General features: G+C 69.0%; 14 protein-coding genes and 1 pseudogene. 6 read left to right on the forward strand and 9 right to left on the reverse strand.

All coding sequences use genetic code 11. The features are described 5' to 3' along the window. Positions 1-73: 73 nt before the first annotated feature. From GTV32_RS13030 to GTV32_RS13050, 5 genes are all read right to left on the reverse strand, one after another. Positions 74-1,093, reverse strand: coding sequence for an esterase-like activity of phytase family protein (locus GTV32_RS13030; RefSeq protein ID WP_161060678.1), 1,020 nt, complete (start codon positions 1,091-1,093; stop codon positions 74-76). A gap of 19 nt (positions 1,094-1,112) precedes the next feature. Next, positions 1,113-2,942 carry a phosphoenolpyruvate carboxykinase (GTP) gene (locus GTV32_RS13035; RefSeq protein ID WP_161060679.1) on the reverse strand — a complete coding sequence of 610 codons (1,830 nt, stop codon included), beginning with the start codon at positions 2,940-2,942 and terminating at the stop codon, positions 1,113-1,115. 176 nt (positions 2,943-3,118) lie between these two features. Beyond that, positions 3,119-3,526 (reverse strand): DUF6802 family protein, encoded by a 408-nt coding sequence (locus GTV32_RS13040; protein WP_161060680.1) that lies wholly within the window; start codon positions 3,524-3,526, stop codon positions 3,119-3,121. 87 nt (positions 3,527-3,613) lie between these two features. Then, on the reverse strand, positions 3,614-5,113 hold the full coding sequence (locus tag GTV32_RS13045) for a hypothetical protein (RefSeq protein WP_161060681.1): 1,500 nt from the start codon (positions 5,111-5,113) through the stop codon (positions 3,614-3,616). Continuing rightward, positions 5,110-6,000, reverse strand: a complete 891-nt coding sequence (locus tag GTV32_RS13050) for a hypothetical protein (RefSeq protein ID WP_237421539.1) — start codon at positions 5,998-6,000, stop codon at positions 5,110-5,112. The genes GTV32_RS13045 and GTV32_RS13050 overlap by 4 nt, the downstream gene beginning before the upstream one ends. 82 nt (positions 6,001-6,082) lie before the next feature. On the opposite strand from GTV32_RS13050, the gene trmB reads away from it, so the two are divergent. The 4 genes and pseudogenes from trmB (at position 6,083) to GTV32_RS13070 (ending at position 12,034) form a co-directional block, all read left to right on the forward strand. Next, positions 6,083-6,862, forward strand: a complete 780-nt coding sequence (trmB, locus tag GTV32_RS13055; RefSeq protein WP_161060682.1) for a tRNA (guanosine(46)-N7)-methyltransferase TrmB — start codon at positions 6,083-6,085, stop codon at positions 6,860-6,862. Further along, a complete protein-coding gene (locus GTV32_RS13060) occupies positions 6,859-7,605 on the forward strand; it encodes an NYN domain-containing protein (RefSeq protein WP_161060683.1) in 747 nt (248 codons plus the stop codon). The genes trmB and GTV32_RS13060 overlap by 4 nt, the downstream gene beginning before the upstream one ends. A 148-nt stretch (positions 7,606-7,753) precedes the next feature. Beyond that, positions 7,754-10,986, forward strand: a pseudogene (locus GTV32_RS13065) (MMPL family transporter). A gap of 169 nt (positions 10,987-11,155) precedes the next feature. Continuing rightward, complete coding sequence (locus GTV32_RS13070; RefSeq protein WP_161060684.1) at positions 11,156-12,034, forward strand: universal stress protein; 879 nt, start codon at positions 11,156-11,158, stop codon at positions 12,032-12,034. A 19-nt stretch (positions 12,035-12,053) separates the two neighbouring features. Here GTV32_RS13070 and GTV32_RS13075 read toward each other — a convergent pair whose 3' ends face one another. From GTV32_RS13075 to GTV32_RS13085, 3 genes are read right to left on the reverse strand one after another with little or no spacing between them, the layout of a single operon-like run. Then, positions 12,054-12,728, reverse strand: coding sequence for a response regulator transcription factor (locus tag GTV32_RS13075; RefSeq protein ID WP_161060685.1), 675 nt, complete (start codon positions 12,726-12,728; stop codon positions 12,054-12,056). Continuing rightward, on the reverse strand, positions 12,728-13,933 hold the full coding sequence (locus GTV32_RS13080) for a DUF5931 domain-containing protein (RefSeq protein ID WP_161060686.1): 1,206 nt from the start codon (positions 13,931-13,933) through the stop codon (positions 12,728-12,730). Before GTV32_RS13080 ends, GTV32_RS13075 begins: the two co-directional genes overlap by 1 nt. A gap of 8 nt (positions 13,934-13,941) precedes the next feature. Then, positions 13,942-15,165 (reverse strand): AI-2E family transporter, encoded by a 1,224-nt coding sequence (locus GTV32_RS13085; protein ID WP_343287449.1) that lies wholly within the window; start codon positions 15,163-15,165, stop codon positions 13,942-13,944. A gap of 139 nt (positions 15,166-15,304) precedes the next feature. Between GTV32_RS13085 and GTV32_RS13090 the strand changes: the two genes are divergently transcribed. Both GTV32_RS13090 and GTV32_RS13095 read left to right on the forward strand, forming a co-directional pair. Beyond that, positions 15,305-16,450 carry a YbhN family protein gene (locus GTV32_RS13090; RefSeq protein ID WP_161060687.1) on the forward strand — a complete coding sequence of 382 codons (1,146 nt, stop codon included), beginning with the start codon at positions 15,305-15,307 and terminating at the stop codon, positions 16,448-16,450. Between the two features lie 6 nt (positions 16,451-16,456). After that, complete coding sequence (locus tag GTV32_RS13095) at positions 16,457-16,906, forward strand: DUF3054 domain-containing protein (RefSeq protein WP_161060688.1); 450 nt, start codon at positions 16,457-16,459, stop codon at positions 16,904-16,906. On the opposite strand, the gene GTV32_RS13100 is transcribed toward GTV32_RS13095, so the two are convergent. Continuing rightward, positions 16,899-18,545 carry an NTF2-like N-terminal transpeptidase domain-containing protein gene (locus GTV32_RS13100; RefSeq protein WP_161062509.1) on the reverse strand — a complete coding sequence of 549 codons (1,647 nt, stop codon included), beginning with the start codon at positions 18,543-18,545 and terminating at the stop codon, positions 16,899-16,901. The genes GTV32_RS13095 and GTV32_RS13100 overlap by 8 nt on opposite strands. Positions 18,546-18,586 lie beyond the last annotated feature (41 nt).

Here is an 18,586-nt window from a genome sequence, read left to right on the forward strand (position 1 = left end):
CCGGTCCGTTGGCTATCCGGAATATCCCTGAGTGACCACCCCGACGTTCTGGGTAGATCGAACATCGGACAGATCAGCGCTTCGGTAGCCGGACCTCGAGCACGTGCACGCGCGTCGGACCCGAGAACGCGTCGTTGGTCACGATGTACAAGGCCCGCGCACGGTAGGTGAGCCACGGGTGGTCGGGGAACCAGTTGCCCCAGGCCAATCCGGACATGTTCCCGGCGACCAGTCCGGTCAGCGGCGCGGTGGAGAAGATCGGCTTCTTCGGCATCGCCGTCTCGCGGCCGGAGAGACGCTGCTTGCCCGTCACCGACTGAGCACCGCGGGTGGTGGTCCAGTAGATGCGGGAGACGCGGCCCTTGCCACGCTCGAGCACCAGATAGTCGGTGTTGTTGACCGCCAGCACATCTGCCGCCACCTTGTCGCCGTCGGTGCGGTAGACGTGCTCGGAGGTGCCTCGACCGGCCCAGGTGAGCAGGCGGGCAGAGGTTCGTGGGTCTTGTTTGAGCCCTCCCGCGGTGATGGCACTGACCCGATCGCCGGGAGCCACCGCGACGCCGGTGAGTCCGCGCTGGCCGTTCAGTCCCGACTTCGCGGAGACGCGGTAGGCGGCCGGGAGCGGGAGGTCGCGCAGATGATTGCCGAGCCCGCCGACCACGCGCACGAACTGCTGGTTGCCGCCGCTGGCGACCACGTAGCCGCCGCCGAGACGGCGGATGCCCTCGAACTGCGCGCCACCCGGCAGGACCGGCAGATTGCCGGGGGCCAGGACGGTGCCGCCGCCGGTGATCCGGCCGACCGACGCCATACCGGTCGCCGAGCTGAACGGGATGGTCGCGTTGTAGAACCGGGCCGGGCCGAATCGGCCGACGTCGGTGGAGATCATCGCGTAGGTGCCGTTACCGGTGCGGTCGATACCGGAGATCCCGCCGAAGCTCGGCAGTCCGGAGATGGTCGTCGAATCCCGGTAGAACGACGTCACACCCGACGACGGACTCGGCGGGGCCGCCACGGCCCCGCCGACCGACACGACGGAAAGTCCTACAGCACAAGCGGACACGAGTGCCGCCCCCCACAAGCGAAACCTCATAGGGGGAGACCTTACCCGCTCAGCTCAGACGCTGCTTGAGCTGATCCAGCTCATCCTGCAGAGAGGTCGGGAGCTTGTCGCCGACGAACTCGAAGAGCTCCTCGATCAGCGGGATCTCCTGACGCCACTCCTCGGCGTTCACGGCGAGCGCTGCCTCGATGTCCTCGGCCGGGACGTCGCCGAGACCGTCCATGTCGATCTCGTCGGGCTTGGCGACGATCCCGATCGGGGTGGAGACGCCCTCGTTCTCGCCTTCGATCCGTCCGACGATCCACTCGAGCACACGGCTGTTCTCGCCGAATCCCGGCCACAGGAAACGGCCGTCGTCGCCGCGACGGAACCAGTTGACGTAGAAGATCTTCGGCAGCTTCGTCGCGTCGGCGTTCTTGCCGAGGTCGATCCAGTGGGCGAAGTAGTCGCCGATGTGGTAGCCGAGGAACGGCAGCATCGCCATCGGGTCACGGCGGACGGTACCGACCTTGCCCTCGGCCGCTGCGGTCTGCTCCGAGCCCACGGTGGCACCCATGAACACGCCGTGCTGCCAGTCGCGGGCCTCGGTGACCAGCGGCACGGTGGTCTTGCGGCGTCCACCGAAGAGGATCGCCGACAGCGGCACGCCCTGCGGGTTGTCCCACTCGTCGGCCAGCGACGGGCACTGGTCCAGCGGGGTGCAGTAGCGCGAGTTCGGGTGCGCCGCCTTCGAATCGGAGTCCGGCGTCCAGTCGTTGCCGAGCCAGTCGGTGAGGTGCGCGGGCGTCTCGCCACCGATGCCCTCCCACCAGATGTCGCCGTCGTCGGTGAGCGCGACGTTGGTGTACAGCGTGTTGCCTGCCTCGACGGTCTTCATGGCATTCGGGTTAGAGTCGTTGCTCGTACCCGGGGCGACGCCGAAGAACCCGAACTCGGGGTTCGTCGCGTACAGGCGGCCGTCGTCGCCGAAGCGCATCCAGGCGATGTCGTCGCCGACGGTCTCGGCGGTCCAGCCCGGGATGGTCGGCTGGATCATCGCGAGGTTGGTCTTGCCGCAGGCACTCGGGAACGCGGCCGCGACGTAGTAGACCTTCTTCTGCGGGCTGGTGAGCTTGAGGATCAGCATGTGCTCGGCCAGCCAGCCCTCGTCGTGGGCCAGCACCGAGGCGATGCGCAGTGCGTAGCACTTCTTGCCGAGCAGGGCGTTGCCGCCGTATCCGGAGCCGAACGACCAGATCTCCCGGTCCTCGGGGAAGTGGGAGATGTACTTCTCGGAGTTGCACGGCCACGGGACGTCGGCCTGACCCGGCTCGAGGGGGGCGCCGACGGAGTGCAGCGCCTTGACGAAGAAGCCGTCCTCACCCAGCAGCTCGAGCACCTTCGGGCCGACGCGGGTCATGATCTTCATGGACAGGACGACGTACTCGGAGTCGGTGATCTCGACGCCCAGCTTCGGGTCGTCGGAACCGAGGGGTCCCATGCAGAACGGGATGACGAACATCGTGCGCCCACGCATGCATCCGCGGTACAGGTCGTTCATCGTGGCGCGCATCTCCGCCGGATCGACCCAGTTGTTGGTGGGACCGGCCTCTTCCTGCGTCTTCGCACAGATGAAGGTGCGCGACTCCACGCGGGCGACATCGGCGGGGTCGGACTGGGCCAGGAACGAGTTGGGCTTCTTCTCCTCGTTCAACTTGACGAGGGTGCCCGCCTCCACGAGCTGCGAGGTCAACCGCTCCCACTCGGCGTCGCTGCCGTCGGACCAGACGACCCGATCCGGCTGGGTCAGCTCGGCGACCTCGGCGACCCACGCCAGCAGTCCGGCGTGTTTCGTCGGGGCGGTGTTCGGGTCCAGGCCGGGAATGGTGGCTGAGGTCATGATTGGGTCTCCTCCGAGGTGACGGCCCGATGCATAGCCGTCGGCGATGTCGTCGTCAACTCAGGATACGTTCACCGAGCGGGCGCTAGGTACCGGGGCCAACAGATGCGGCATATCCCACAGTCCCATGCATCGCAACCGCTCGCAGCGGCCGATCCGCCGAAGGTGAGGGAGCCTCAGCCGAGACGCCCGGTGTCGGTCGGCACCCAGGCGCCGCTGTCGAGGTCAAGGGTGCTCGAGGAGAACATGCCCTGCGCGTCGATCTCGGTGATCTTGTCGACCTGACCGTCGTGGTCGGCATCGGTGTAGACGGTCATGCCGCCGGCGCCGGTGCGGGTGAGCGAATCCCGTACGCCGTCGTCGTCGGTGTCGACGTCGGCCGGCCCGAGGTCCCAGACCCGCCCGTCGGCATGCATCCACAGGTGATCTTCCGGCGAGGATGCCTCCTGGCCGGCCGTCACACGATCCGCATCACCGAACTCGTCGGCACCGAACCCATCCGCACCGAACCCATCCGCACCGAACCCATCTGCGCCGAACCCATCTGCGCCGAGCGGGTCACCGCCGAGAAATGACATGTCCATCTACGCTGCCTCGTTTCGTCCGGGACCCGTGCCGCACACCACCGTGATGATAGGACGCAGCGAGTCGCCGGGCGGTTCCGATTCTGCTCAGACATCCCCGTCGTCGCCGATCAAGGCCTGTGCGAGCGTCACCAGTTCGCGGTGCGTGCCGCGGAGCCGGCCGATCTGGTCGCGCTGATCCTGCGTCGCCGATCCCGAGCGCAGGTCGCGCAGTCTCACATCGATCGCCGCGACCTCCGCGGACACCTGTCGCGCACGCCGTTCGTAGAAGCGGGTGATGTGACCGGCCACCAGAGGGTCGGCCGCGGCCAGCCGCAGCCCGACCCGGTGTTCGAGCCGGCCGCGCGTCTCGTTCAGCGCGTCGGTGCTCCAACTCCGCAGGTCGGCACGCAGGGCCGCGGTCCGACGCACCCGGATCACCAGTGCGGCGACGGCGACCCCGAGCAGCAGGGTGAGCGGCATGCTCACCCACTGCAGCGTCTGCACCGACGCCATCGGCGCGACGATCAGTCGTCCCACCCCGAGCCCGGTGGACGCACCGATCAGCACCAGCAGGGCGTCCTCGCCACCGCGGCGTCCGGACGGCACCGCCCGCCCGAACGGGGGGTCGGGCGCACGATCGTCGGGCGCACGAACGTCGGGCCGAGGCCGAGGACCACCGTCCACCTGGGCCTCGATCCCGAGCAGCGCCGGCGCCCGCACCTCCTCGATGCGGTCGTCGATCGCGTGATCGACGCGTTCACGCAGCGCCGACGCCTCGCCGGCAAGCCAGTGGACGTAGCTGTCGACCGAGGCGGGCTTCAGGGTCGCCGACCGGGCCGTCGCCGCGGCCGCGAGAGCCCGCGTCCCGGACGCGACATCGGCGAGGGACTCGCTGCGCGCCCTCGCCAGGCCGGTGCGCGCCGCGGCGAGCCGGTCCGCACGGCCCCGGTCGCGGGATTCGAGCAGCGCCCGCCGCCGGTCGGCCAGCCGGTCGACGGTCGCCGACACGGCATCGGGATCGGTCGCCCGCATCAGGGTCTCCAGGGCCTGGTCGACGGCCGCGAGTGCCGCGCAGACCCGCGCCCGTTCGCGCCGGACACCGGACGGCGCCGCGAGGTGCTCGGTGATCCATTCGACCACCGCGGGCACACCGGATTCCTCGATCGCCCCCGACAACGCGGCCGTCGAGGAGACCGCGAACACCGGGAGCTGCTCGAACGGGTCGAGCAGGGCGCGATGCGCCCGCAGGATGCGCGGCCAATCCCAGAATGCGTCGATCTTGGTGCCGACCAGCGCGACGATCCCGAACCGCGACCGCAGCTCGTCGACGGCCTGCTTCTCCTCGTCACCCACCGACGACGACGGATCGAGCACCATCAGGGCGATACCGATGGCATCGTCGTCGGGGCGACGGCCCCAGCGCCCCTCGGTCACCGGCGAGCTCGGCTCCACCACCCGGCACGCCTCGACCAAGCTGCTGACCCCGGTGCCGCCGATCCCGTACACCGCGACCCCCGTCCCGGTTCCCGCGACCGTGGCCGGATCGAATCCGGTCAGCCCGTGGACCCGGGCGGTCGCGTCCACCTGGGACGGCGCGGTCGTCACGCCACCTCCCCATTTGCGAGCAGCTGTTCGATCACGTCGCGATCCCATCCGCGGGCGGCGACGAGCTCGAGTCGCGATCGCACGTCCGCCAGCCGCCGGTGACGGACGATGTCGACCCGCTCCCGGATCAGGGGCACGAGCTGCTCGATGCCGCTCCGCGCCTGCAGGGTCGCGTTGAGGGTGGCGGCATCGACGACGACCGGGTCGTCGGTGGCCAGGAGATCCAGCGCGATCTCGATGCCACGCCGATCGATGCGGCGCAGCAGGCCGGCACGCAGGGCACGCTCGTCACCGGGGAAAAGTGGGGCGGCATCGGGGTCCCGGCCCGGCGTGATGGTGAGGAACTGCCCGGCCATCGACGGCATCCGCACACCTGCCGCGCTCAGCCGATGAAGGAAGTCGAACTCGGCGTCGGACAGATCCGCGCAGGCCAGCAACTGTGACACCGCGAGCACCGGGACGCCGAGTCGTGCGGCACAGCCGGCGGCGAGGTCGGCAGCCGCCGCCCCGGCGCCCTGGGTGTCGGCCTTGCCGAGCACCACCACCGAGCGATCCGCGGGCAACGCCGCAACCGCGGCCCGATCGGCCGCCCGCGGCGGTCCCGACAGCACATACATCCACAGGTCGGCGTCGGCGTCGGCCATCTCGCCCGCGCCGGGGCCGATCGTTGTCACCGAGAGCCGCTCCCGCAGCGCACGGGCAAAGGTGTCGCGCCCGGTTCCGGGACGGCCGCCGACCCAGATCTGCAACGGCCGCCCGTATCGACGAGCGGCGTCGTCGAGTGCCGCGCGCGCCGGCGACAACGGATCGACGAGCGCCACCAACCGCCCCGACTCGACGACCCGCGCCAGAGCGCTCGTCAAGGGCGTCATCGGGTCGTGCGACATGCCTCGCAATCTAGCCTCCCGAGGCCCGCGGCGTGCCGCTGACCGGCACAGAACCCGTGTCGGCTGTCCTCGACGGGCACCGATGCGCAACGATGGACCGGTGAGCGAGAGTCTCGATCAGTCCAGTCGCTATCCGCGGGTCACCAGTTTCCGGTTTCGCCGCGGCTCCCTGACGACGGGTCAGCAGCGCAATTGGGAAACCCTGTGGCCCCGATTGGGCCGCGATCTGGCCCTCGGGGTGGATCGCGAACCTGAAGAAGCAGTCGACCTGTCCGAGCTGTTCGGGCGCGACGCGCCGACTGTCCTGGAGATCGGCAGCGGTACCGGGGTGTCGACGGCAGCGATGGCGGCGGCCGAACCAGACGTCGACGTACTCGCGGTGGAGGTCTACAAACCAGGGCTCGCCCAGCTGCTCGGGCTCGTCGATCGCGGCGGACTGACAAACGTCCGGATGGTCCGCGGTGACGCCGTCGTGGTGCTCACCGAACTCCTGGCACCGCAGAGCCTCGCCGGGATCCGGGTGTTCTTCCCGGACCCGTGGCCGAAATCACGCCACCACAAGCGCAGGCTGGTGCAGAGCGGCACCCTGGAGCTGATGGCCGACCGCCTCGTGCCGGGCGGCGTGCTCCACATCGCCACCGACCACGCCGGGTACGCGGAATGGATCGCGGAGCATCTCGCCACCCAGCGCCGGGACCGGCCGCACGTGATCCAGCTGACCCGGGACGCACCGATCCTGCTCGACCGGCCGACCACGAAGTTCGAGGGCCGTGCCGAGCGCGAGGGACGCGGGGTCAACGAATTCGTCTATGTCCGTCCCGATCTCCCGACATCTCCGGACACCGAAGGCGGCCACGAATGAGCGACGACACAGTCACACCGGAGATCACTCCCCCACCCGCGTCCGCCGGAAAAGGGTTCGCGGAGAACATCTCCGGTCAGAGCGCCGCCCCCCGGGTACTACTCGTCTGGGACGCGCCCAACATGGACATGGGACTCGGGGCGATCCTCGGCGGGCGTCCCACGGCTGCCTATCGTCCGCGGTTCGACGCTCTCGGGCGCTGGTTGCTGCAGCGGACCGCGGAGATATCGGCAGGCGCGGCCGGCCCGAACGAAACGCCTCCCAGCACCCTGAGGAGCGAAGCGTCTCGAAGGGTCGAGCCCGAGGCGACGGTGTTCACGAACATCGTGCCGGGCAGCGCCGACGTGGTGCGGCCGTGGGTCGACGCACTCCGCAATGTCGGATATGCGGTGTTCGCGAAGCCCAAGCTGTCCGACGACAGCGATGTGGACGCCGACATGCTCGACCACATCGAACTTCGCAGGCACACTGTGGGACTAGCTGGCCTGATCGTGGCCTCGGCCGACGGACAAGCGTTCCGGGAGCCGTTGCTCGACGTGGTGGCCGACGGTATCCCGGTCACGGTGATCGGGTTCCGGGAACACGCCAGCTGGGCATTGACCACCGAAGAGTTGGAGTTCGTCGACCTGGAGGACATCCCGGCGGTGTTCCGTGAGCCGCTGCCGCGCATCGGGCTCGATTCACTGCCCGACGACGGGGCGTGGCTCACACCGTTCCGACCACTGCAGGCACTCCTGCACTGAGTCGACACAACAGCACCAGCCGACTCAGGGACAACTCAGGACCGCCTGGAAGAATCAACGGTCATCGTCGATGCGACCACGGATCGACGAACCCGCACCACGACCCCGACCCGACGACCAGATCCCGCGACGAGGAAGGAACCACGGCGTGTTCGGAGCCATCGGCACTTTCGTCTATCGAATGCGCTTTGCCGTCATCGGCGTGCTCATCGCACTGATGGCGGGACTCGGGCTCTATGGCCTCGATCTCTCGAAGCACCTGAGTCAGAGCGGCTGGTTCGACCCGACGTCGGAATCGTCGCAGGGTTCGGTCGTCGCCGACACCGCACTCGGCCGCGACCACCGCTCGGACGTGATCCTGCTCATCACCCCGCCCGCGGGTACGACCGTCGACGATCCGGAGTTCGGGGCGAAGGTCGAGAACTTCGTCGACGACCTGATCACCCAGCACGGCGACGTGGTCGACCGCGAGGATCCGGGCCTCATCGACCCCTTCTACCTGCGGGATCAGACCCCGACCTCGAAGGCGGCCCAGGAGACCATCCGGGCCAGGACTTTCAGTCCGGACAAGACGCACGCGTTCATCAGTATCGGTGTCAAGGGTGACGACGACACCACGGTCCTGAAGAACTACAAGACGATCGAGCCGTCGTTCGACAACATCCCGGAGAGGTTCAATCTCGAGGGGACGACATTCGAGCTCGCGGGCCTGCAACCGGTGGCGGGCAGCATGGCCGACGGGATGGACAAGGACATCCACCGAGCCGAGGTGATCGCGCTGCCCCTGGTGGCGATCATGCTCTTCTTCATCTTCGGCGGTGTGATCGCCGCCTGCCTGCCCGTCCTCATCGGCGGCCTCACCATCGCCGGCTCGCTGGGCATCATGAAGGTGCTCGCGCAGGTCACCGAACTCAACATCTTCGCCCAGTCGGTGGTCACACTGATCGGTCTGGGCATCGCGATCGACTACGGCCTCTTCATCGTCAGCCGTTTCCGGGAGGAACTCGCGGAGGGGTACTCCACCAAGGCCGCGGTACGAAGAACGGTGATGACCGCGGGACAGACCGTGGTGTTCTCGGCGACCATCATCGTCGCGGCCCTCGCATGTCTGCTGATCATGCCGCAGGGGTTCCTCAAGTCGGTCGCCTACGGTGCCATCGCGTCGGTGTCGCTCGCCGCCATCCTCTCCCTCACCGTGATGCCGGCGATCCTGGGCATCCTCGGCAAGCGGATCGACGCGCTCGGGCTGCCCTTCCTCCGCCGCACCAAGACCCGTCAAGAGGTCGAGGACGGCTTCTGGGGCGGCTGTCCGGCTGGGTGATGCGCCATCCGATCGCGACCGCGGTGCCGACGGTGCTGGTCCTGCTCGTGCTGACCATCCCGTTCGGCGGCATCAAGTTCGGCGGCATCAGCGAGGCCTACCTGCCGCCCGACAATCCGAACCGGGTCGCCCAGGAGAACTTCGACAAGTACTTCCCGAGTGAACGCACCGAAGAGATCAAGCTGGTCATCGCCTATGACCCGAACGACAACGACAGTGGCGACAAGATCAACGACATCGCCACCGAGGCCAACAAGATCCCCGGGTTCACCAAACAGTTCAGTCCCTCCGCCGACGACGGCGCGCTGACCGGCCAGTACGGCGACAACGGACCGCCGGTCATCCAGATGTCGGCAGGTCTGGTGAACCGTGACACCGCCGCCGAGGCCATCAAGGAACTGCGCGGCATCGACACGCACGGCCTGAAGATGTGGGTGGCCGGTACGCCCGCCCTGACCCAGGACTCGATCGATGCGCTGATGTCCCGGCTGCCCCTGATGGCCGTGTTGCTCGTGCTGGTCACCGGCTTCCTGATGTTCCTGGCGTTCGGGTCGGTGGTGTTGCCGATCAAGGCGGCGCTGATGTCGGCGCTGGGCCTCGGAGCCACGCTGGGCATCCTGACCTGGATCTTCGTCGACGGGCATGGCGCAGGCATCGCGAACTTCACACCCGGTCCGCTGTTCGCGGCGGTCCTGGTGCTGATCATCGCCATCGTGTTCGGCCTGTCCACCGACTACGAGATATTCCTGTTGTCCCGAATGGTCGAGGCCAGACAGAAGGGCGCGTCCACCACCGAGGCGGTACGCGTCGGTACCGCTCACACCGGTCGCATCATCACGGCCGCCGCGGCGATCCTGGTGGTGGTGACCGGCGCGTTCGGTCTCTCCGAGATCGTGATGATGAAGTACATCGCCTACGGCATGATCGCGGCGCTCATCCTCGACGCCACCATCATCCGCATGCTGCTGGTGCCGTCGGTGATGAAACTCCTCGGCGACGACTGCTGGTGGGCCCCTCGCTGGATGCAGGTGCTGCAGCAGAAGATCGGCCTGGGCGAGACCGTCCTCGACGACGAGCCCGACGAACTGCGCGACGGTGCCGCGGCCGCCCGCACGCGGTCGGTGGGCATCCTGGCGGCCGAGGCTCCCACGTCGGCGATGCCGGCCGCGCCGCGCGCGGGCGTCGCACCCGCCGAGACCGCGGCCGCACGCGCAACGACCCGTCGGGAGCCGAACCGCTCGATGGCCCAGCCCGGCCGGACCGTCGCCCAGCCGGCTCAGCCGCCCCAATCCGCCCCGCCCGCCGAGGCGAACCGGCCGGGCCGCCGGGTACCGGAACGTGGCGTGCCCGCCCCCGGCCGGCCTCCCGCACCCCGGCCGGACACCTCGCCCGCAGGGCCGCGCCTGGGCGCGCCGGCCGCCACCCCGACCGGAGCCCGCGTCGGCCCGTCCGCGCCGCCCTCGGGCCCGCAGTCACGATCGGCCACGGCACCCCCGGCCCCGGCCGCGCCGCCGGCCCCGCGTCTCGGGCGCACGGCACGCGACCGGTCGTCGGGCCCGGATACCGGCAGCTGGCGCCTCGGCGCCGGCGGCATCCGGCTGGCCTCCGACGAACCGGCCCGGCCGTCGGCGTCGCAGCCCGCCACCGTCCGCCCGTCCGGCCCACCGCCCCAACGGCCCGCGCAGCCGCCAACCCCACCCGGCGGTCAGCCGTCGCGGCCCGGAACGGTACCGCCGCAGGCGAATCCGGCCCGCCGAGACGACTCGCCACTGGGCAGGCGTCCGGCGCTCGACACCACCGGCAAGCGCCCGCTGGCCGCGTCGCTGTCCCCCGAGGGACACCGGCCCGCCTCCCCCTCCCCCTCAGCGACGTCACGCACCGGCGGATCGCCGATGGAACGGGGCCTGAGCGACTCGCATCCGGCGCCCGAGGGCGAGGATCGTCCCGCGCAGGACGGTCGGCGGCGCGGAACGGACCGGCACGCGCGGTCGGACGCCGATGGCGACGGTTCGCAGATCAGCGTGCAGGACCTGTTGCGCCGTAGTCGTTCGGACAGCTGAGCTCCGTACTCCTCATTCGCGCGCGAGGTGACCGCCGATCGGGTTACGTTGACTCGAGGGGTCGTGCGCCGCATGGTCGCGACCCCGGCACGAATCGCGTGAACGCCGTCGGAAAACGATGGCGGAGCGGTGGATCTGTCGACCCGACCTGCAAGCGAGGAGGCAAGCAATGTCCACGTTGGATGTACCGATCGTCGCCGCGGTGGACGGTTCGGAAAGATCACTCGGAGCACTGCGATGGGCCGCCGCGGCCGCCGACCGGGAGAAGCGGCCGCTGAACATCGTGCAGGCACTCGAGAAGCCCACCGCCGAGATCGCACGCGGCGCGGTGTTCAAACGAGGAGTCGTCGACGCGCTGCGTGCCGATGCGGAGAAATCCGTCCGGGAGGCGACCGCGCTCGTCGAGGAGCTGGCGCCGGGTGTCACCGCCACGGGCCACGTGGTCGACGGCAAGCCCGCACTCGTCTTGCGCGAGGTGTCCGGCCACGCACACCTTCTCGCGATGGGCACCCGAGGCCTCGGTGGTGTACAGGGTCTGCTGCTCGGCTCGGTCAGCACCAACGTGACCGCTCACGCCGACTGCCCGGTGGTGGTGGTCGGTGACGATTCACCGGTCACCGGACCGGTCGTCGTCGGCGTCGACGGTTCGCCGGTCTCGAAGTCTGCGATCGTGCTCGCACTCCAGCAGGCGGCGCTGCTGAACACCTCTGTCGTCGCCGTCCACAGCTATCCCGGGTTCACCAGCCAGATGTTCTACGGCGAGGCCGAACAACTGCTGCGGCAACTGCACGAGGAGGCCACCGAATTGATCGGCGAACAGTTGGCCGGCCATCGCGACGACCAGCCCGACGTCGAGGTCGAGACCGTCGTCGCGGCGCAGCCGGCCGCACAGTGCATCCTCGAGGCCGCTCGGGACGCGCAACTGGTGGTTCTCGGGAGCCGTGGTCGCGGCGGGTTCCGCGGGTTGCTGCTCGGTTCCACCAGCCGGGCGGTCCTCCACGTGGCACCGTGTCCGGTGATGATCGTCCGGAGTCACCCGGAGAGCTGACCGTCGGCTTCGTGGCGTCTCACTCGTCGAGCCCGTGCTCGATCGCGTACCGGGTCAACTCCACCCGGTTGCCGAGCTGCAACTTGCGCAGGGTGGCCTGCACATGGTTCTCGACGGTCCGATGACTCAGCGACAGCTTGTTCGCTACCTGCTTGGCGCTCAACCCTTTTGCGACGTGACGGAGCACCTCGGTCTCCCGATCGGTCAGGGAGGGACGGGGCTGATCGCGATCCGGCTCTGCCGACAGTCGCCGGTACTCGCCGAGGATCAGGCCCGCGAGACCCGGGGTGAACACCGCCTGACCGTCGGCGACGGCCCGCACCGCGGCGACCAGTTCCGCTCTCGACGACGACTTCACGAGATATCCACTCGCCCCGGCCTTCACCGCCTGGAGGACATCGTCGCGTTCATCGGAGGCCGACAGCACCAGCACCCGCGACGACGGCGACACCTCGAGCACGGCGGCCGTCGCGTCCGCGCCACTCCCGTCCGGCAACTGCATGTCCATCAGTACAACGTCGGGCGTCACCGCACCGGCCCGGCGCCGGGCGCTGCCGACCCCGTCGGCGGTCGCGACCACCTCGAAGCCTTCCTCGGCAAGATCGCGTGCCACGCCATCGCGCCAGATCGGGTGGTCGTCGACCACCATCACCCGCAGACACGCACCGTCGGATGTCCTGTCCACGCTCGCCATCAGCCCTCCCGGTCCACCGGAATCGTCAGTTCCCATTCTGTGCCGGCACCCGGCCCGGAATCGAGCATCGCGGTCCCACCGAGCGCCTCCACCCGGCCGACGATCGACGTCGAGATCCCCATGCGGCCTTGCCGTCGCGCCTCGTCGAGTCGTCCGGCCGGAATCCCGACTCCGTCGTCGCGGACACTGACCACCACCCGATCACCGAGATCCTCGAGCAGCACGAAAGCCTGCGCAGACACGCCCGCGTGGTGGTTCACGTTGTCCAGGATGTTGTGGAGAGCCGCCCGGATCTCTTCGGCGACAACGGCATCGATGACCACCGGCGACGCGGGTGCGCTCACCGAGACCTGCTCGGCGGCGAACCCCCGCAGGATCGCGCCGAGGTCGGCGGCAGCCCGATCGGCCCGCCTGTGCGCGGCGGCGATCTGGCCGGCGTCGGAAACCAGTTGCCGCAACGCCCGCTCCTGCTCGCCGGCGAGCCGGGCGAGTTCGGTGGTCGGACCGCCGATCTCCCGGCCGCGTCTGGCGATCAGCGCGAGAACCTGCAACACGCCGTCATGGACCTCGCGCGACAACCGCTCCCGCTCCTCGGTGGCCGCGGCGATCGCGGCCGCCTGCACGAGGACGGCGTGGGCACGCCGCGCGATCACCGCCGCGAGCCCCACGGCCACACCGGCCGCCACGATGATGATGATCGTCGCGTTGCGCCCGAAATTCAGGTCGAAGGCCCCCTTCACGAAGGCACTCGTGCCGCCGACCAGGAGCCCGGAGAGCATGCCCCAGATCGGTCCGGCGAGCAGCGCGACCGAGATGACCGCGTTGACCGCCCACAGCGTGGTCGGCCAGGTCTGGTTGTTCATCGCCCACGACGTGTCGGCCACATACGACGTGGTGAGCATGAGCCCGCAGGCGACCGCGACGTCGGCACCCACCCAATACCGGTTGCGGCCGAAGCCCGCGTAGTAGGCGATACCGCTGGCCAGGGTCCACGCGGAGAGCACTCCGAACAGCGCCCACGTCGTGTCGTCGTGGAGGAGGTCGTCGTTGACGGCGATCTGGAAGCCGAGCGCATAGAGATAGGAGAAGAAGCGGAACAGCTGCGCGGCCCGCCACAGCGGGCCGACCGGATCGGTGTCGGCCTCCATGGCAAGTTGACGCGCGCGGCTGGGCTCACGCGGTTCGGGCACGCCACGAAGGGTCATCTGGGGCGTCACTCGCCGTCGCGGGGCGTCTGCTCCGGGGAGATCTCCTCGTCGGTCGCGTCCGGCGGCGACGCGTCGGCCTCGTCGGCCGCGTCGAGGCGATCCCATCTCGGCTCATCGGGCTCGGCCGTGTAGAACCGCCCGGCCGTGCCGTCCTCGCGGTCGCGGGCCCGGGCGGCGCTGCCGGCCAGATGCCGGACGGCGGTGTTGCCGAACGCGAGCAGCGGCACCGCGAGCAATCCTCCGACGATGCCCGCGGAGACGATCCCGGCCGCGATGGCGAGAACCACGGCAACCGGATGCAGCCGCACCGATCGGCCGAGCAGGAACGGCTGCAGCACATGGCTTTCCACCTGCATCACACCGACCACGATGGCCGTTGCGATGACCGCCGCGATCCAGCCCTGGGTGACCAGCGCGACCACCACCGCCAAGGTGCCCGCCACCAGTGCGCCGACGATCGGGATGAAGGCGCCCAAGAACACCAGCGACGCCAGCGGCAGTGCCAGTGGCACACCCAGGATGGCCAGCCCGATGCCGATGCCCAGGGCGTCGACGAAGGCCACCGCAACGGTCGCGCGAACGTAGCCGACGAGCGTGCCGAATCCGGCGGTGCCCGCGGCCCGCACCCGACCACGGGTGCCGTGCGGCACGAGTTTGGTGACGAACGTCCAGATCTGGCCGCCGCCGTACAGGAAGAAGATCAGCACGAAGATCGTCAGCAATGCGCCGGTGACGATCTCGGTGGCCGTCGTGGCGGTCGCCAGGGCACCGCTGGTGACCTTGTCCTGGTTGTGCTGGAGAAAATCGGTGATGTCGTTGCCGATGTTGCTGACCTGGTCGTCGTCGACCTTCAGCGGACCGTCGACGAGCCAGTCACGAGACCGGTCGATGGTGACCGTGATCTGCTTGGTGAGTTCGGGGAACCCACGGATGAACTCCTGCACCACGAACGTCATCACCAGTCCGAGCAAGCTCAAGGCCACGACGATGGTGATGAGGACCGCGAGCGACCGCGGCACTCGGTGGCGATCCAGCCAGTCCACCACCGGTACCAGCATGGCCGCCCCGAGGATGGCCAGGGCCACCGGCACCAGCACTTCCTCGAACTCGTTGAAGGCCATCAGCAGCACGTAGACCACGGCTGCGATCACCAGCAGTCGCCAGCCCCACTCGGCGGTCGCGCGGACCAGCGGGTGCACCTTTTCGCGATCGGCGACGGCGGGGGCCACCGGGCCGACGACGGGGTCGTCACCGACCCGGTCGTCACGAACACGGGAGCCCCGGTCGCGGGCAGGCTCGTCCCGCGCGCGGCCGGCGGTGTCGGCATCGCTCACAGCTGCCAGCCTAGCTGTGGATATGGTGTGGGCTATGTCGACCGACAGACCAGAAACCGGGCGCGTCGCGACGCGGCGACGTTTCTGGTGGCTGCGATGGGTGTTGCTGGCGGTCGTGGTGGCGGTCCTCGCGGTCGAGGTGGTGCTGATCTCGCCGAGCCTGGAAGAGGCCTGGCGCCGCATCGGCGACCTCGACTGGGTCTGGATCGTGGCGAGCATCTTCGCCGCGCTGCTGTCGATGGACAGTTTCGCGCAGGTACAGCGAGCATTGCTGCGATCGGCGGGCGTACGGGTCAGACAATGGCAGTCGCTGTCGGTGGTCCTGGCCTCCAACTCGGTCAGTCAGACCATGCCGGGCGGGCCCGTCCTCTCGCCCGCGTTCGTGTACCGGGAGAGCCGCAAGTGGGGTGCCACCCCGGTGGTCGCATCCTGGCAGGTCGTGATGTCCGGGCTGCTGGCCGGCGTCGGACTCGCCGTGCTCGGGTTCGGTGGCGCACTCCTCGCCGGCGCCAAGACCAGCCCGTTCTCGGTGTTCTTCTCCATAGTCGGGTTCGTCGCGGTGGTCGTGGTGTTCCAATACCTGGCCAGCCACCCGGAGTCACTGCAGAGCACGGTCCTGCGCATCCTCGACTGGCTCAACCAGATCCGCAACAAGCCGAAGCAACACGGCCACGAGCGCGTCATCGAGGTCCTCGAGCAGTTGCGCGCCGTGCAGCTGTCCCGGCGGGACCTCACGATCTCGTTCGCGTGGAGCATGTTCAACTGGGTGGCCGACGTGGCCTGCCTGGCCTTCGCCTGCTGGGCCGTCGGCGCCCATCCGAGCATCGCAGGCCTGATGGTCGCCTACGCGGCGGGCAAGGCGGTCGGTACCGCGATACCGCTCCTGCCGGGCGGCATCGGTGTGGTCGACGCCGTCCTCGTCCCAGCGCTCACCAGCGCGGGTATGCCCGCCGCCGACGCCATCACCGCGGTTCTGGTGTACCGGCTGATCAGCTATGTGCTGGTCGCGGCGATCGGCTGGATCGTCGTGCTGGTGATGTTCCGCAACAGTTTCCGCAAGGGCGAGACCCTGGAGGAGGAGTTGGAGCACGACACCGGCGACGACACGCCGGATCCGACACCCCGGGAGCACGACGCGGACGGGGAGAGTTCCCGCAGGCCCGACGACCCGCTACCGTAGAAAACCATGTCGAGGTCCACGCCTGTCGCCGCGGACGCCGCCCCGACGTCGACGCGCTCGTTGCCCATGCCGGTGACCGCGGTGATCGACCTGGTCGCGGTCACCGTCTTCGTCCTCATCGGACGGTCCAGTCACGAAGAAGGCCTCGCAGTCGTCGGCGTGCTCCAGACGCTGTGGCCGTTCGCCGTCGGCGCGGCCGCCGGATGGTCGATCGCCTACGTCTACTCCCATGTCCGGTCGAGCGACTGGTTCGGCCACGACTTCCGCCCCGAACGCATCGCCCCTGCCGGCGTCATCATCTGGTTCTGCGCGGTTGCCGTCGGGATGATCCTGCGTTACCTGCTCCACCAGGGAGTTGCGGTCAGCTTCATCATCGTCGCCACCATCTCGCTCGGCGTGTTCCTCATCGGGTGGCGCGCGGTCGCCGGGTTCATCGCCCGACGGCGCACTACTTGATCCGGAAGTACTTCTGCGCGACCTGCAGAGCCGCGGTGCCCGACTTGTCGCCTTCGCAGTAGATCACGATGACCTTGCCACCCTGCAGCCCGAGGAACCAGCCGGGCCCCTGCGGGCCGTTGGTGCCCACGAGTGCCCGCAGTCCCGGCGCTCCGGTCAGGTCACTGGCGTCACCGGTCTTGGCGGTCACGGCCATCGCCTGCAGGATCGGAGCCGTCGTCGCGGCGTCGAGTTCGCCGAGTTTCCCGCCCACCACGCTGGTCGGCGCGCCCTTGATCACGAACGGCGGCACCGAGCTCATCTGACCCATCGAACTGCGTGCCAGCGCGACACCCAGGGCACCCATGTTCATCATCGAGGCGTTCAGGTCGCCGGGCCGGAAGTCCACGGTCGTGACACCCGGCTGATCGGCCGTCGGTGCGCTGGCACCCGGGACGGTGAACTGCACACCGAGGCCGAGCCGATCCATGATCGCGTCCGTGGACTGCTGAGTGGCCGTGGCCGTCCGATCGACCTCGCCCAGCACCGGGTTCAGCGTGCTCCCGACGGGGTGGGTGGAATTGGCGTTGATGCCACGTTCGACGGCGTAGCTGTTCTGCGCCATGCCCAGGATCGCGCCGCTGCCGGCGTCGAGGGCCATGATGGTGGCTGGCTGGCCGACCTCGACCGCCGCATCACCCAGGGTGAGCTGCAGGTTCTGGTCGATGGTGGTGTCCACGCTCGGCCCGGGGGGTCCCTGTTCACCCGCCAGTTTGCGGGGCTTGATACCGGGGCCGACCATCTGGACCTGCCACCCGGCCGTGGCGTCACGGATGGCCTGCCAGTAGTTGGTGATGCCGGGCTCCAGGGGCGACGACAAACGTCTGTCGGCCATCACCAGCATGCCGGCCTTGCGCACGCTCACCCCCGGAACGGTGTCCGGGTTGGACGTCATGACCTCCATGTCCGGATCGCGCAGGGTGACCGCCTTGATCGGCTTGCCCTGCGACTCGGCGAGCTTCTGCGAGATCACCTGCGTCGTCACCAGCGGGGCGATGGGTGCGAGTGTCCTGGCGAGCGCCCGCGCGGACTGGTTGACGTCCTTGGTCCGGTTCGGGTCCAGGATGATCTCGTTCACGGGCTGCAGGTACATGAAGGTCTTGCCCGACTTGCTGCGCACCGTCGGCGCCGGGGTGGCGTCGGTGCGGATCTCACGCAGCTGACCACCGTAGGGCAGCCCGGGATAGATGATCGACGGTTCCCAGGTGAGCTTCCATCCGGTCGACAGGTGCCGAGCGGTCCCCGAACTGGTCGTCTCGAAGCTCCGGTCCTTGGCCCATCGCCATGTCGTCTTCAGCGAGAACGACGCCGTCCCGTCGCTGTACTCCACGGGTTTCACCACGTCGACGTCGACGTGTTCGGCGTTCATCGCCTGCAGCGTCTGGGTCAGTGCCTCTCCGGCCTGTCCCGGCGCAGTGGTGAATCCGGCGGCGCCGCCGGCGTCCTGCCGCTCCATCGCAGCCGCGAAATGCCGCGCAGCGCCCGCTGCACCGCTGTCGTCGTCGCCGCCGATTCCACATGCGCTGAGCACGACGACGGCGACGCTGCAGGTTGCCGCTGCGCAGGCCATCTTCGGCGCACGCTTCGCCCAGATCTTCATAGTCTCAATTTTCACTCTTGTCACACTGGATTTCGATGCCG

Source organism: Gordonia sp. SID5947 (genome assembly GCF_009862785.1).
In the GTDB taxonomy this organism is placed as follows: Bacteria; Actinomycetota; Actinomycetes; order Mycobacteriales; family Mycobacteriaceae; genus Gordonia.